The 16,765-nt window shown below is 39.4% G+C and carries 11 protein-coding genes; 7 read left to right on the top strand and 4 right to left on the bottom strand.

The genetic code is table 11. The features are described from left to right. Nucleotides 1–43: 43 nt before the first annotated feature. Complete coding sequence (locus ACE01N_RS05090) at nt 44–1,741, top strand: alpha-amylase family protein (protein WP_380585469.1); 1,698 nt, start codon at nt 44–46, stop codon at nt 1,739–1,741. On the opposite strand, the gene ACE01N_RS05085 is transcribed toward ACE01N_RS05090, so the two are convergent. Together ACE01N_RS05085 and ACE01N_RS05080 are read right to left on the bottom strand one after the other, a co-directional pair. Beyond that, nucleotides 1,731–2,150: an RrF2 family transcriptional regulator gene (locus ACE01N_RS05085; protein WP_380585467.1), complete on the bottom strand. Its 420-nt coding sequence runs from the start codon at nt 2,148–2,150 to the stop codon at nt 1,731–1,733. The genes ACE01N_RS05090 and ACE01N_RS05085 overlap by 11 nt on opposite strands. Before the next feature lie 129 nt (nt 2,151–2,279). Continuing rightward, nucleotides 2,280–4,025 carry a lysophospholipid acyltransferase family protein gene (locus ACE01N_RS05080; RefSeq protein WP_380585465.1) on the bottom strand — a complete coding sequence of 582 codons (1,746 nt, stop codon included), beginning with the start codon at nt 4,023–4,025 and terminating at the stop codon, nt 2,280–2,282. Nucleotides 4,026–4,298: 273 nt separating this feature from the next. Between ACE01N_RS05080 and pckA the strand changes: the two genes are divergently transcribed. Further along, nucleotides 4,299–5,906, top strand: a complete 1,608-nt coding sequence (gene pckA, locus ACE01N_RS05075) for a phosphoenolpyruvate carboxykinase (ATP) (RefSeq protein WP_380585463.1) — start codon at nt 4,299–4,301, stop codon at nt 5,904–5,906. Between the two features lie 83 nt (nt 5,907–5,989). Here pckA and ACE01N_RS05070 read toward each other — a convergent pair whose 3' ends face one another. After that, a complete protein-coding gene (locus ACE01N_RS05070) occupies nt 5,990–8,113 on the bottom strand; it encodes an FUSC family membrane protein (RefSeq protein ID WP_380585461.1) in 2,124 nt (707 codons plus the stop codon). A gap of 186 nt (nt 8,114–8,299) precedes the next feature. Between ACE01N_RS05070 and ACE01N_RS05065 the strand changes: the two genes are divergently transcribed. The 3 genes from ACE01N_RS05065 (at nt 8,300) to ACE01N_RS05055 (ending at nt 10,463) form a co-directional block, all read left to right on the top strand. Then, entirely contained in the window at nt 8,300–8,821 is a 522-nt protein-coding gene (locus tag ACE01N_RS05065; RefSeq protein WP_380585459.1) for a hypothetical protein, read from the top strand. Further along, nucleotides 8,787–9,353 carry a peptidase gene (locus ACE01N_RS05060; RefSeq protein ID WP_380585457.1) on the top strand — a complete coding sequence of 189 codons (567 nt, stop codon included), beginning with the start codon at nt 8,787–8,789 and terminating at the stop codon, nt 9,351–9,353. The genes ACE01N_RS05065 and ACE01N_RS05060 overlap by 35 nt, the downstream gene beginning before the upstream one ends. 315 nt (nt 9,354–9,668) lie before the next feature. Then, entirely contained in the window at nt 9,669–10,463 is a 795-nt protein-coding gene (locus ACE01N_RS05055; RefSeq protein WP_380585455.1) for a dienelactone hydrolase family protein, read from the top strand. A gap of 9 nt (nt 10,464–10,472) precedes the next feature. Here the strand turns inward: ACE01N_RS05055 and ACE01N_RS05050 are convergent, their stop codons facing one another. Next, nucleotides 10,473–11,336 carry a TraB/GumN family protein gene (locus tag ACE01N_RS05050; RefSeq protein ID WP_380585453.1) on the bottom strand — a complete coding sequence of 288 codons (864 nt, stop codon included), beginning with the start codon at nt 11,334–11,336 and terminating at the stop codon, nt 10,473–10,475. Between the two features lie 498 nt (nt 11,337–11,834). On the opposite strand from ACE01N_RS05050, the gene ACE01N_RS05045 reads away from it, so the two are divergent. Both ACE01N_RS05045 and nifJ read left to right on the top strand, forming a co-directional pair. Then, complete coding sequence (locus ACE01N_RS05045) at nt 11,835–13,013, top strand: ATP-binding protein (RefSeq protein WP_380585451.1); 1,179 nt, start codon at nt 11,835–11,837, stop codon at nt 13,011–13,013. A gap of 41 nt (nt 13,014–13,054) precedes the next feature. Next, on the top strand, nt 13,055–16,609 hold the full coding sequence (gene nifJ / locus ACE01N_RS05040; RefSeq protein WP_380585449.1) for a pyruvate:ferredoxin (flavodoxin) oxidoreductase: 3,555 nt from the start codon (nt 13,055–13,057) through the stop codon (nt 16,607–16,609). The last annotated feature ends 156 nt before the right edge of the window (nt 16,610–16,765 follow it).

Here is a 16,765-nt window from a genome sequence, read left to right as displayed (position 1 = left end):
TTTTTGTAGGTTTATTACCATAACTTTGTATAAAAATTAAGGGATGGAAAAATTTATCATTTACCAGGCATTTACAAGACTATTCGGAAACAAAAATAATACAAATAAACCTTCCGGCACCATTAGGGAGAACGGATGTGGAAAATTTAACGATTTCACATCCGAAGCATTTAATGGAATTAAAGAACTGGGGACAACCCATATCTGGTATACCGGGATTCTTGAGCATGCAAGCAAGACCGGATATCCGGAATTCGGAATTCAGGCCTCCCCTGCTGAAATTGTAAAGGGCCAGGCTGGTTCGCCCTATGCCATAAGGGATTACTATGACGTTTGTCCAGACTTCGCAGAAAATATTCCGGAAAGAATGAAAGAATTTGAAAACCTGGCTCAACGCACACATGAAGCGGGATTAAAAGTAATTATCGACTTTGTTCCGAATCATGTTTCGAGAGGTTATAAATCAGATTCAAAACCAGAAAGTGTATTTTGCTTTGGTGAACACGACAACCAGTCCGATGCTTTTAATCCTAACAATAATTTTTATTATATCCCGGGTCAGTTATTACGTCTACCAAATATTCCTGACGCATATCAACCAGATGTCTATTCTGAGTTTCCTGCTAAAGTTACAGGCAATGACTGTTTTTCTGCCAATCCGGGTGATCATGATTGGTACGAAACGGTAAAACTGAATTACGGTGTGGATTACTTAAACGGACATGCAAAACATTTCTCACCCATTCCGAATACATGGTATAAAATGTTGGAAGTACTTACATTCTGGGCCAGTAAAGAAATTGACGGTTTCAGGTGTGATATGGCAGAAATGGTTCCTGTTGAATTCTGGGAATGGGTCATCCCTGAAATTAAGTCAAGATTCCCATCGGTTATCTTTATAGCAGAAGTATATAATCCTCAGCTGTACAGGGAATATATCAACAAAGGTAAATTTGACTTTTTATACGATAAAGTTGGCCTGTATGATACATTAAAAGGAGTACTGCAGGGAAAACAATCCGCTACCGATATTACAAAGTGTTGGCAGGACATTGATGACATTAAACAACATATGCTCAACTTTTTGGAGAATCATGACGAACAACGCATAGCTTCTGATTTCTTTATTAAAGATCCGTTTACAATCATTCCCGCCCTTGTAATTTCCACCTGCCTGAATCCCGGACCATATATGCATTATTTTGCACAGGAGCTTGGTGAAACTGCTGCAGATGCTGAAGGGTTCAGCGGATTTGACGGCCGGACAACCATATTTGACTATTGGGGCGTTAAATCGCAACAGAATTGGATGAATAACGGAAAATTTGACGGTGGACAGTTAACGGATGAGCAAAAAAGATTGCGCCAGTTATATGTCGATATTTTGAATTTTGCCAGAACCGAAAAGTGCGTTTCTGAAGGGATGTTCTATGGTCTTCAGTGGGCAAATAAAGATAATCCTGAATATGACAGTTACAGCATCTATTCCTTTTTGAGATACACAACAGAAGAGGTTCTGATCTTTATCTGCAATTTCTCGGATGAAATAAAAGTAGTAAATCTTGAAATTCCGGAAGATGCAAAAGAAATGTCCGGTCTGAAAGGTTTATGCCATTGCAAGGGAGAAGAAATCAGTTTTAATTTTGGTTCAACCGATATTGAATTTGCCCAAAAACGATTTTTAAGAATAAATCATGAAGTTGAAGCAAAGGATGTTTTAATTTACAGAATCAGGAAATAGCACCATCATCCAGGATAAAATTATCCAGTGTTGTATTTCTTAAAATTGAAACAAACTGCTTCCGGGCACTGTCGAAAGAAGTATGCAGAACACAATGTGAGCCTTTCTCTACAGGACAGTTTTCAAACCCCATGATACAGCGGTGCACGTTGGTGAATCCTTCAAAAGCTTCCACTATTTCCGAAACAAAAATCTCTGCACTTGGTCTCACAAGGACAAATCCTCCCTTACGGCCATGGATACTTCGTAATAAATCTTTATTGGTAAGATCGGTTAAAATACGTCTGCAATACTGAAGTGGAATTTTCAGTTCCCTACTTAAAAGCGTTGCTGAGACATTCACATCAGGGTGTTTAGCCATGTGTGTAAGAATCATCAATGCATATGTAGTAGTCTTATTAAAGGTCATTGCTTAAACGATCTGGTACCGGGATCAAATTATCCGAATGCGGTAACATTATTTTTCTGATTCACAAAAATAACGATTTGCATGAAATTTGCATTTTTTACGTCCAATATCTTGTGTCTTATGTCTATATCACGAATTAAAGATCTCAAGTGATTCAGGAGGCAATTCATTGATATCCAAAATCATCAAACCGTCCAGAGAATAATTAAAATCAGGATCAACATTAAAGCCAACCACCCTTGCATTCTGACTCAGATACTTCTTGATCAAAACAGGAATACGCATGCCCTGAATTTCGAGTGTTGAAATGTAATTATCCAGCTTTTTCAAATCATCTTTATGTTGATCCAGAATAGATTCAACCTCATGTTCACGAAAGCCACTGACTTTAAATTCCATTTTAGGATGAATATATGCTGCCAGTTCAGTATTGAAATAATACTTTCTGATAAAGGACATGATCAATTCCTTCGAGAATTGCGAAAAATCGTTACTGATGCTCACAGGCCCCATAAGATAACGCTGAGAATCATGTTTGAGCACAAATTTCAATATCCCGTTCCAAAGCAAAAATAACGACAGTGGCTTCTTCTGGTATTTTGATACAACAAAGGAACGTCCCATTTCAATGGTTTGGGAAAAAACGGGAATCATCTCGTCATCCACATCAAACAGCGACGTAATGTAAAACCCCTTCTTACCATATTTTTCTATAATTATGTCACCCCTGCCCAATCTGTAACCACCAAGCAATTCCTTTTCTACACGGTTCCACACAAACAACTGATCGTAGTAAGTATCATAGTCATCCAGATCAAAAGACCGGTTTGTACCTTCTCCAACTTCGCGAAAGGTAATCTCTCTTAAACGGCCAATTTCCATTAAAACATTTGGGATAAGATCTTTAGATGCATAGTACACATCAAACTCATTCCGGGACATAAGCTTATGTTCTGCCGGTAGTGCAAATATTTCTTTTTCCAGAACTTCCGGATCAACCGGGAGAATAATTGGCTCCGGCTTTTTAACCCTGAATTTCAGGTTCAGCTTTAATATTCTTTTGTCTTCGGGAGATGAATATTTTAACGCATTGACCGTAGAATGAAGAAAATCGCGCGTTGCCGGTGTATCCGATTTAATATAATCTTCGGGCTTTATAGGCATCCCAATTCTAAAGAAGACTTCCTCATCTTTTTTTCTTAGAAATTCCCGGGGAAGTGATATCGATCTGAGAATCGGATTTATCCGTTCTGTAATTTTGTACAGTCGGCTGTTCTTACCACTAAAGTAAACCGGTATTACCGGAACCCCGGCTTTTTCTATCAGTTTTATCGATGCCAGATTCCATTCCGTACTGCTTACAAACTTACGCTTCCGCGACCTTGTGGTAATGTCTCCGGAAGGAAAAATACCAATAGGATGACCATCTTCCAAATGTTGCAATGCACCTTTTACCCCTTTTTTATTGGTGTGTGTGCCCAGTGTAAACGGATCAACCTCAATAAAATAATCGGCAATAGGAGAAAACAATCTTAAAAAATAATTGGCAAGCACCTTAAATCCCTCAAAACGTTCTGCGAAAATTCTGATCAGAATCAATCCGTCCAGAAAACCATATGGGTGATTGGAAATAACAATAAAAGGACCTGTCTTAGGAATATGTTTCAGATCGTTTTCAGGACATACATATTTAATATTCAGTGTTTCAAAAGAAGCATCTATAAAATTCAATCCGGTTTGGTTCACCATGTATTTTTTATAAATCCTGTTTATTTTAGAAAAACCTGAAGCCTGGTAAGCAATATTGAATATGAGCGGATTTTTAAGTGGCCCACCCATGTACTTTTGCAAAGCATCCTTATCTATAAGGTTCATATTTATAAGTAATGTTAATTGAACAAATGTAATTATATTTCTATATTAACTATTAAATTAATAGGTTAAGAACTTAAAAATTATATTTTTGTGTGACCTTAAAAAACTGTTCGAACCATAAGGTCCTCATTATTCATACGAATTTTAAATAAAGCAAAAAGATTAAAGAAATATTTCCATAATTAAAATATTTTCTATTTTTGTAACCGCTCAAACAGGGCGTATTTTATAACCGGATAGAACAATTATTAACATAAAAAACGATTAAGAGCTATGGCAAATTTAGATTTAAGCAAGTACGGCATCCTGGACGTCAAGGAGATCGTCCATAATCCATCGTACGAGCAGTTGTTTGAAGAAGAGATGAAACCGGGTCTGGAAGGATTTGAAAAAGGTCAGCTTACAGAACTGGATGCGGTGAATGTGATGACCGGTATCTTCACCGGACGTTCTCCTAAGGATAAATACATTGTAAAAGATGCAACAACAGAAGATACCATGTGGTGGACCACTCCCGGATCTCCTAACGATAACAAACCTGTTTCTACAGAGGTATGGAACGATCTTAAAAAAACAACTGTTGAGCAGCTCTCCGGCAAGAAATTATTCGTAATGGATACATTCTGTGGAGCAAACGCTGATTCAAGATTAAAAGTACGCTTTATAATGGAAGTGGCATGGCAAGCACACTTCGTAAAAAACATGTTCATTCGTCCAACAGAAGAAGAACTGGCCAACTATGGTGAACCTGATTTTGTATCAATGAATGCCTCTAAAACCACTAATACAAAGTGGAAAGAGCACGGATTAAATTCAGAAGTATATACTGTATTTAACCTTTCGGAAAAAATGCAGGTTATTGGTGGTTCATGGTATGGTGGTGAAATGAAGAAAGGTATGTTTGCCATGATGAACTACTACCTGCCGTTAAACGGTATGGCTTCGATGCACTGTTCTGCCAATAAAGGTAAAGATGGTGACGTGGCTATTTTCTTCGGTTTATCAGGAACCGGAAAAACAACACTTTCCACAGATCCAAAACGTGAGCTTATCGGTGATGACGAGCACGGTTGGGACGATGACGGTATCTTCAACTTCGAAGGTGGATGTTATGCTAAAACAATTAATCTTGATCCTGAAGCTGAACCGGATATTTATGGTGCAATCAAAAGAAATGCACTGCTTGAGAATGTGACGGTAGATGAAGCTGGTAAAATCGATTTTAACGATGGATCTGTAACACAGAATACACGTGTTTCCTATCCGATTTACCATATCAATAATATTGTTAAGCCGGTTTCAAAAGCAGGACACGCCAACAAGGTAATTTTCTTGTCTGCAGATGCATTCGGTGTATTACCTCCTGTTTCAAAACTGACCAAAGAACAGACAAAATACCATTTCCTTTCAGGATTTACAGCTAAACTGGCTGGTACTGAACGTGGTGTAACATCTCCACAGCCTACCTTCTCAGCTTGTTTCGGTGCTGCTTTCCTTTCACTTCACCCAACTAAATACGGTGAGGAACTCGTTAAAAAGATGGAAGAACACGGAGCAGAAGCTTACCTGGTAAACACAGGATGGAATGGAACAGGAAAACGTATCTCTATTAAAGATACACGTGGTATCATCGATGCTATTCTCGATGGTTCTATCGAAAAAGCTGAAACAAAAACAATTCCTATTTTCAATCTGGAAGTACCAACTGCATTACCCGGGGTTGATCCTAATATTCTGGATCCTCGTGATACATATGCTGATGCTAAAGATTGGGAAGAAAAAGCTAAAGATCTTGGCTCACGCTTTATTAAAAACTTTGTTAAATACACTGATAACGAAGAAGGTAAAGCATTGGTTGCTGCAGGTCCTCAACTTGACTAATTCCAAACAACACCATAAGAAAAAACCTTCCGGCTTTCGGGAGGTTTTTTTATGCTCTCAAGTTTAGCAATAAGTTTTTAACCCTACTGCGACTGAATTTCACAGACAATTTTCTCGGTGGTGCCTGCAATGTTATACAGCAACCTCAATCGCTGTTTTTGCAGCCCTGACTCAGAAGCTGATAACTGCTCTTGCAAATCGTTTAACAGAACTGTAAGATCTGAAGAAAATCCCTGTTGTTCCGTTTCAGAATAATGGCCTGCTTCCTTTAAACCTTCCATCACCCGGTTACTTACAGTTCTTATTTCATTTAAATCGGGCGAACTGGTCTCTCTGTGTGCTCCGAGGGCAGAAATATGCGATAACAAAGCATGATTAAGGTAAGTAAGGGTAAAAGCCTGCTGCATGGACATTTGTTTGCTTTTGGGTTCAAGACGCATGCTGTTCCAAGCCAGCGCCAGCTCATTGTCTGCCAGATGGGCCTCGCGTCGCGCAATTCGATATTCCAGATCGTCCTCTGTATGTACATTATATTCATTTGTTATAGCCCGGAGATAAGCCATATTCTTCAGCAAAGCTTTGGAAATCAGGCCCGGCATACGCCTGTACTGCCATCCCGGCCAAAGCAGCCGTATAACGATAAATGCAATAGATGCACCGATTATGGTGTCTATTAAACGTGGAACCATAATGTGCATTCCGGCATCTTTTGATATCAGGTTAAATGCGCTGATCACAAATGTGGTTATGAAAACAACTGCCACAGAATACCTGCTTCTGACCCAATAGAAGAATGCAAAAGCCGAACCAAGCATCATCAGAACCTGTGCTGCTGTATTGGTAAAAACCTGCAGCAGTATTACACCCAGTACAACACCACTGGCAGTTCCCAGTAAACGTTGAAATAAACGGCGGCGCGTTTCACTATAGGTTATCTGACTTACAAACAAACTGGTCAGCATGACCCAGGCTCCTTTATCCAGTTGAAAATATCGCTCAATAAAAAACCCAATCAGAAAACTCATGCTTAGTCGGATAGCATAACGCATGCGGGGATGTTCAAAAGTCAGCAGAGCCTTAAACCGTTGAAATGGATTCCTTTCATCTTTTCTTAACCGGGGAACAGCACTCCCCTCTTCAGTGTTATCGAGGTATTTAAGAGCCTGTTGAGAACGATCAAGATTATGATGCAACAGGCGAAGTGCCTGAGCCCTCTCTGCATCCATTGTTTTCAGTTTCTCATCAATAGCTTTTGAAATCAGTTCCAGTGCAAGCGGATGTTGATATTTTGTGCCGGTGAGCATTTTCTCACCAACCTGCCTTGTAGCATACGACAACTGCCGCAGCATTTCTCCCATGGCACTCATCACCTCCGGGCTTCCGGCTTCACCACTTAATTTGTCATGCTGTTCATGGCTTGAAGCTGCACGCTCATGCAAACTCTGCAATACCATAAAACGCTGGAGATAAGGACGAAGTTGTTCCGGTGTATTGAGTTCTCTGCCGTAGCTGTTCAGCACATCCTTGATTTTTTCAAGCGAATTAACCACGCTGATATTCAATAGTGCCAGCTCCTGGTTTATAGGCTGCTGGTCTTTTAAATTACTCGGAAATAACCCTGATTTCTTTTCAAGATAGACCGAAAGGTTAATAAATCCGTTGGACATCTGTTCATCGAGTAGTCGAAAAGGTTTTCGGTACATCAGGATGAGTGTTAACAGGCCATGGAATAATGCTCCTGCTGGAAGCAATACTGCCTGCCAGTACCAGGCGGGACTTATTTCAATTCCCAGCATCGCATAAATACCGATAAGTATTGATCCGAATGTGATTGCCCGGTATCGTTCTCCGGTTCCTCCCAGAAGAATAAATAAAATGGTAGACAAAATAAATCCTGCACCTAACCAGAAAGGATTATTGTTCAAAAGGCCTACGGCAAAACTTGAAACGAAAAAACTTATAACAGTGAGAGTCAGTGCTTTTATACGTCCTCTCGGATGATCATCCGTTTCTGAAAGACCTGCTGCCACTGCCCCTAAAGCCAGTGTAACACCATAAAATGGCTTTCCAATAATGATAAAAGGAATTGACAGCAATGCCATGGAAACGGTCATCCTAAGCGCAAACAACCTGCCGGGGGAACCGTTGAAAGCCAGTGTCAGTTGCACAAGTGCTGTAGATAGTTTATTTGATTTACCTGTTATCATTTCATCATTTTATATCAATACAAATGTAATCCAAACCAGCCTGAATTGTAAATCTCCGGTACAGAGATTAATACTTTCCGAATCTTCAGATTAATGATCTTTTAGTGTCAGGTTTTCAATTGCGGAATATGATGCTGCTATATCAAAAGGTTTTACTATTTTCGTCCCTGAATAAAATTTTACACCATGTACAAAAAGACCTTTATTTTAACCCTTTTGGCTGTTGCTTTGTTTGCGTGCAACACTAAATCTAAAGAATCCAAAGCTGAAGCTGAAGTTAAAACAGTAAATGTAAATGAACTGATTGGTTCACTGGATCAAAATGTCGATAAAGTCGTAATTGTTTCAGGTACTGTTGACCATGTATGCTCACATTCCGGCCGCAGAGCTTTTCTTATTGATTCCACAGGAGAACAATCAATCCGCATAGAGGCAGCTGGTGATATTGAAAGTTTCGGCAAGGAACTGGTGGGATCCAACCTTAAGGTTAAATGTATCATTAAAGAAGACCGCTTAACTGCAGACGATATTCAACAAAAAGAAGCTGCTGTACTGGAAAAACATCCGGAAGATGCAGAAGCTGATGGAGAGAACTGCAGCATTGAGATGCAGAATATCAACCAGATGCGTCAGTGGATGAAAAATAACGGCAAAGATTATTACGCCACCTATTATGCCGAAGGTATTTCGTATGAAGTGGCTGACTAATAAATGGATCAGAAAATGGCTCAGAATCCTTCACCGCGATCTGGGTTATTTTCTGGTCGGAATTACCATTGTTTACAGTATATCGGGCATTATCCTGAACCATAAAAAGCAGGGCGTTGATCCGGCCTATAAGACTGTTTTAGTACAGGATAAGTTTGAGAACTCATTAACTGTTGACCGTTTTGCCGCCGATTTTGGGAAAAGCTATCCTGAATACACAATTAATAAGGTATTACCGCAGGAAACAGGATATCAGTTATTTTTAAAAGGAGGTGTTGGGTTTTACAATTACCAAAGTGGAGAACTCTGGTTTGAATTTTATAAGAAAAAACCTGTTATTTTCTTTTTCAATAAACTGCATTACAATCAAAAAAAATTCTGGACTACACCGTCTGATATTTTTGCCGGAGCACTCATATTCCTGGCGATATCGGGTCTGATTATGGTACGCGGCAAAAATGGATTTGCCAGACGAGGCGCCTGGTTTGCCCTGGCAGGTATTCTGTTTGTGGTCGTTTATATCTGGCTCTGATTTTTTTAAAAGTTATTGGGTAAAGCCAAAATACAATTTACGCTGATGTCCGTCAAATAATTCTATTGTTCTGCCAACAGATGCTTTCTCCCTGACATTAAGAACTTTGCTGCCGACTTAGCTTACCTTCAATCAACCATTCAGTTTAAAATTTGTTATAACGTAAATTGAATTGGTATGAAGCGAGCATGAACTTTTTTAATCAGAAATTCGACAAATAAGCATGATTAAAATAAGTTCATGTGAGAGCGGAGCGGTTACATCCGTTCTCAAATTTTAAAGTATTATTTTCCCAAACTTGAAAATTTTAAACGGATGAAACGAATATTTATTCTTTTGTTGGCGTCATTTCCCCTCTTAACAATGCATGCTCAGGATTTTGCATTGAAGGAACTGGATGCATCACCGCGGCATCAGGAATGGATAAAGGTCAAATCAGGTGACCGTGACGTGAACTGTTTTGTAGTTTATCCTGAAACATCAAAAAAAGCCACCGTCGTTATTGCCATTCATGAAAACCGTGGTTTAACGGACTGGGTACGTAGCTTTGCAGATCAGCTTGCCGGAAAGGGATTTATTGTGATAGCACCGGATCTGCTGTCTGATTTTGGTCCTTCACTCAGCAGAACGTCTGACTTCAAGTCCTCTGATGAAGCCAGGAACGCTATTTATGCTCTGACACCTGATCAGGTAATGAATGATCTGAATGCCGTACAGAAGTATGCGTCACAAATCCCGGCTGGAAACGGAAAGACTTCTGTTATTGGTTTTTGCTGGGGCGGAACTCAGAGCTTCAGAATGGCAACGTACAATCATGATATTAAAGCAGCCCTGGTATTTTACGGAAGTGCACCGGACAAAAAAGGTATTAAACAAATTGCTGCTCCGGTTTATGGATTTTATGGTGGAAACGATCAACGCATCAATGCAGGGATTCCTGAAACTGAGAAATTAATGAAGGAAGCTGGAAAAAGCTATGACTATGTGATTTACGAAGGAGCTGGTCATGCCTATATGCGTCAGGGAGATGACCCGAAAGGATCTGCAGAAAACAAAACAGCCAGAGATAAATCGTGGGAACGTCTGCTTAAAATATTAAAAGCAACATAGAAACTCCGCTTACTGAGCTACAGGTTCAACAGTATAGCCCTGTTCTCTTAAAAGGTTTATCACCCCTTCCTTTCCGGGCAAATGAGCTGCACCAACAGCGATAAATGAACAATGCTGACTTATCTGGTAAACAATCTTCGGAATCCAGTCAGCATTACGGTCAACCAGAAACTTTTTCATGAAAGTCTGCATCTCCTTATCCTGTTCGGCTTCTTCTTCCGACTGATCATAAATGGCATCGAGATCCTGTTTCCTGTATAAATTGATCAGGTCGTATAACTCTGACATTTCTGTAACATCCAGAAAATACTCAACCTGCGTTTCAAAAGGCATATCACTGACAAGGCTTAACTGGAAAGCCATTGTTTCCAGTTCAGTAATTTCCTTTTTATTCTTTTTAGCCAGCTTATAAAACTCCTGCTCATACATTTTATATTTACCAATATATTTTGCTATAAATAGAGAATTTAAAGCAAAAGGAGTTAACCGGTTATATCTCTTCATAAATTTCCTTTCCTTAATTCTTAACGTGTCCCTGGCAAAATCAACCAATGCTGTAAACTCATCCCTGTTCATAAGTTGTTCCAGGGTAGATCCATTTTTAAGGTACATTTTAGAAGCTAAACTCAGTTTTTCTGAAAATGAAAGATCAAACATATTGACTTCAAATGTTATCACATCGCAGCTCTCAATCAGCTCTTTTGTTTTATTCGAAATATTAAACAGTTTTTTAGGCATTATATGCATAGTGCCAAACAAATAAGACGGTTGCTCCAAACCGTTTCCACTAATTTTCCATAAGGTGCTGTTGTATTCCTGTCCCGAAACACTTATACCTACAAAAACTAAAAGGAGTAAAACTAATTTTTTCATTTATTAAAATTTATAATGTAGCATCATTGTTGTCCTAGTAAAAAATCAATATACATATAAATTCTTCGCTTCATTTTATTACGCTCAGAATGACAGTCTATTAGGTTCAAAAGGGGCTGAAGGATGGGTTGATTTGCGACTGATTCGCAAATCAACCCATCCTTCAGCTCAAAAGCCCTCCAATACCTGTCTTTCCGAGTGAAGCGAGGAATCATAGAAGTGCTACCCGTACAACAGTAATTTAGAATCATGAACCAGGAGCCAAGACATAAGATTTTAATTTATGGACATAAAGATATCAAATATTACATTTCAGGAATACCTGAATACTTTCAATTATTTCTGAATTGTACAGTATAAAACACATTTTAACATATACACCTTCCATATTGTGTTTATTTTTATCAAATATAAATTACAGTTTTGCATAAAAATTGCAATCTCTACTTTACAATTATGCCATTTAAATCCATACTTTTGCAGTGCAATTTTTAAAACGTGGACGCATTTTACAGAACACACCGGTATTTGGTTGAAAATCTTGACTATCATGTCGAGAGGCTTCTCATGCAGGAAATAGATTGGTCGCAACCTTTAATCGGAATTAAAGGAAGTCGTGGCGTTGGAAAAACCTCTTTTTTGCTGGCGCATGCCCGTCAATATCTGAACGACGAGCGTTCATGTCTTTATATCAATCTCAACAGTTTTTATTTCACTCAGCGCTCGCTTATTAATTTCGCTGATGAGTTTTACAAAAAAGGCGGACGAATATTATTAATAGATCAGGTTTACAAATATCCGGAATGGTCGCATGAACTTAGGTTCATTAATGAAAACTATCCGGAGCTGAAAGTCGTATTTACCGGTTCAAGTGTCATGCGTCTGAAAGAAGAAAATCCTGACCTGTATGGCAAAGTTGCTTCGTACAATTTACGTGGATTTTCGTTCAGGGAATATATAAATGAAAAAACAGGACTTGGATTTCCGGCATTCGACCTGCAAACTATTTTAAAGGATCACAAACAGTTAGCAAAAGACATTACTTCAAAAGTAAGGCCTCTCGCCTACTTCCAGGATTATTTACATCATGGTTACTATCCGTTCTACCTTGAAAAAAGTAATTTTTCGGAGAACCTTCTGAAAACTATGAATATGATGCTGGAGATTGATATCACACTTTTGAAGCAGATTGAACTGAAATATCTGCCTAAATTACGGCAGCTACTATACTTGATATCACAGGATGCTCCTGCAACACCTAATGTCAGTAAACTGAGTACACAGATTAAAACATCCCGTGCAACCGTAAGCAATTACATTAAGTATTTAAAGGATGCACGCATGGTAAACCTGCTCTATCCTATTAATGAGGATTATCCTAAGAAACCGGATAAGGTTTACCTGCACAATACAAACCTGGCATTTGCCATTGACAGGGATTATTCAAACCCGCAAATCCTGAATGAAACATTCCTTTACAACATGCTTCACAAGGATCATAAAATAAACAGCGGGACGCTAAAGAATCCATTTATTGTAGATCAGAAAATTAATTTTGATGTATCTCAGGATGCTAAAGGGACTGGTAAAAACAGTGATATTATTTACGCGGTGGATATGATAGAAAAAGGGAATGAGAATATCGTTCCATTGTGGTTATTTGGATTTTTATATTAATAAAAATAAACAGAACATATAAACTTTTAAAATTTGTAGAAATGGCAAAGAACAAAAAATTCTTAACATGTGACGGTAACCATGCCGCAGCTCACATCGCTTACATGTTCAGCGAGGTAGCCGCCATTTACCCGATCACCCCATCTTCTAATATGGCCGAAAACGTTGACGAATGGGCCGCTAACGGAAGAAAAAACATTTTTGGGGAAACTGTACGTGTCGAAGAAATGCAGTCTGAAGCCGGTGCTGCAGGTGCAGTGCACGGATCTTTACAGGCAGGTGCTTTAACTTCAACTTTTACTGCTTCTCAGGGACTACTGCTTATGGTTCCTAATATGTACAAAATTGCCGGTGAACTTTTACCAGGTGTATTCCATGTATCAGCGCGTTCTTTAGCAGCTCAGGCATTGTCAATCTTTGGTGACCACCAGGATGTTATGGCAACACGCCAGACTGGTTTTGCCATGCTGGCAACCGGTTCGGTACAGGAAGTTATGGATCTGGCCGGTGTGGCTCACTTAGCTTCTATCAAAACCAGAATTCCTTTCTTGCACTTTTTCGATGGATTCCGTACTTCACACGAAATTCAGAAAATTGAAGCCCTGAGTAACGAAGATCTCGCCCCACTCCTTGATCAGAAAGCTCTCCAGGCATTCCGTGACGGTGCTTTAAATCCTGAGAATCCTGTAACAAGAGGTACAGCTGAAAACCCGGATATTTATTTCCAGGCACGTGAAGCTTGTAACCCATTTTACATTGCTGTTCCAGATATCGTTGAAGATTACATGGGAAAAATCAGCAAAATCACCGGACGTGAATACCATTTGTTTGATTATTACGGTGCCAAAGATGCAGAGAATGTAATCATAGCCATGGGTTCAGTAACAGAAACCATTCGTGAAACCGTTGATTATCTGACAGCGAAAGGTGAAAAAGTTGGTTTGATTGCCGTTCATCTGTATCGTCCGTTCTCAGCCAAACATTTCATGAATGCGTTCCCTAAAAGCTGTAAACGTATTGCAGTTCTGGATCGTACTAAAGAACCAGGCTCAGAAGGTGAACCATTATATCTTGACATTAAGAATCTGTTCTACGGAAAAGAAAATGCTCCGGTTGTTGTTGGTGGCCGTTACGGTCTTTCTTCTAAAGAAACAACGCCGGCATCTATCTTAGCCGTATACGAAAACCTTAAAATGACTGAACCTAAAAATCAGTTCACTGTAGGTATTGTTGACGATGTTACCTTCACTTCTCTTCCAATGGGAAAAGAAATTTCATTGGCGCCTAAAGGAACATTCGAAGGTAAATTCTACGGTTTAGGTTCGGACGGTACTGTTGGAGCCAACAAAAACTCTATTAAAATTATCGGTAACTCTACTGATAAATTCTGTCAGGCATATTTTGCATATGACTCAAAAAAATCAGGTGGTTTTACAACGTCTCACCTTCGTTTTGGTGATACACCGATCCGTTCAACTTACCTGGTTAATACGCCGGATTTTGTAGCTTGTCACGTTCCTGCCTATTTGGGTCAGTATGATATGCTGAAAGGATTGAAAGATGGAGGAACCTTCCTTTTGAATTCAATCTGGGATGAGGAAGAAACAAAAAAACATCTGCCAAACGACATTAAAAAATATATGGCAGATCATAACATCAGCTTTTATACCATTAATGCAACAGCTCTAGCTGAAGAAATTGGTTTGGGTAACCGTACCAACACTATCATGCAGAGTGCATTCTTTAAAATTGCCAATGTAATTCCTTACGATAAGGCAGTTGAAGAAATGAAGAAAATGATTGTAAAATCATTTGGTAAAAAAGGTGAGGATATTGTGAATATGAACTTTGCTGCAGTTGACGCCGGTGGAACGAATATTACAAAAATTGAGGTTCCTGCCGAATGGTCAAAACTGACTGTAACAAAAGAGAAGGATTCCCGCGATATACCGGATTTCATCAAAAACATTGTTGAGCCCATCAATGCTCAGAATGGTGACGATCTTCCTGTATCAGCGTTCAAAGGCTATGAAGACGGAACTTTCCCTGCCGGAACTGCTGCATATGAAAAACGCGGTATTGCGGTTAACGTGCCTGAATGGCAGATGGATAATTGTATTCAGTGTAACCAATGTGCTTATGTATGTCCTCACGCCGCTATCCGTCCGTTCTTACTGGATGAAAAAGAAATGGCAGATGCACCGGAAGGTTTGGAAGGTAAAAAAGCAAATGGAAAAGCACTGTTAGGATTACAGTACAGAATTCAGGTTACTGTACTTGACTGTACCGGATGTGGTAACTGTGCTGATGTTTGTCCGTCAAAAGAGAAAGCATTGATCATGAAACCACTTGAATCACAGCGTAAAGAACAGGATAACTGGGATTATTTGGTTAAAAACGTTACGATTAAGGATAATCTGCTTGATAAATATACCAACGTCAAAAACTCACAGTTTGCACAACCATTGTTCGAATTCTCAGGTGCATGTGCCGGTTGTGGTGAAACACCTTATATTAAACTGATCACACAGTTATACGGTGACCGCATGATGGTAGCAAATGCTACAGGTTGTTCTTCAATCTACGGTGGTTCTGCTCCTGCAACACCTTACTGTAAAAATGCTGAAGGTCAGGGACCAGCCTGGGCAAACTCATTGTTCGAAGATAATGCAGAGTATGGTTTAGGTATGGCGAAAGGTGTAAAACAATTGCGTAACCGCATTGAACGCCTGATGACAGAAAACCTTTACAATGTAGGCGAAACAACCAAGGAAGCATTCAAAGCATGGATTGAAGCCAAAGAAGACGGTGAAAAAACAAGGCTGGTTTCAAAAGCTGTAATTGATGCTCTGAAAAATGAGAAAGCGGATGTAGCCAAAGAAATTCTCGCCCTGGAGAAATACCTGGTTAAGAAATCAGTATGGATTTTCGGTGGTGACGGTTGGGCATACGATATCGGTTACGGAGGTCTGGATCACGTGATTGCAACCGGTGAAGATGTAAACATTCTTGTAATGGACACAGAGGTTTACTCAAATACAGGTGGTCAGTCATCCAAATCAACGCCTGTTGGTGCTGTAGCCAAATTTGCTGCTTCGGGTAAACGCATCCGTAAAAAAGACCTCGGTCTGATGGCAACAACTTATGGTTATGTTTACGTAGCCCAGGTAGCAATGGGTGCCAACCAGGCTCAGTATTTCAAAGCACTGAAAGAAGCTGAAGCTTATCCAGGTCCGTCGCTGATTATTGCTTACTCACCTTGTATTAACCATGGTCTGCGTAAGGGAATGGGTAAATCACAGGATGAAACCAAACTGGCCGTTGAAAGCGGTTACTGGCACTTGTGGCGATTTAACCCACAGATGGAAGAAGAAGGCAAGAATCCATTTGTTTTCGACAGCAAAGAACCACAATGGGATAAATTTCAGGACTTCCTGAAAGGTGAAGTTCGTTATACTGCACTGCTTAAATCATTCCCTGAAGTTGCTCAGGAATTATTTAAAGCGGCAGAAGATAATGCAAAATGGCGTTACAATACGTACCAGCGTTTTGCAGCCATGGCTTATGCTCCTGAAGCTGAAGCAAAAGAAGAATAAGCTATCCATTTCTACAAATAAGAAAAGCCCTCCCAAAATAGGGAGGGCTTTTTTATGAATTATCATTATTTATTACTTAAAACAAATAATTCCAATCAGTCCATTTCTTTTGATAAAAAACACAAAATCGAAATATGTTTCTACATAAGTAGTCCT

The organism is Quyinboa ferrireducens (genome assembly GCF_042436675.1).
GTDB lineage: Bacteria > Bacteroidota > Bacteroidia > Bacteroidales > UBA5342 > JBHJHP01.
The sequence above is the reverse complement of the archived record's forward strand: the minus strand, read 5'-3'. Positions and strand labels throughout refer to the sequence as shown.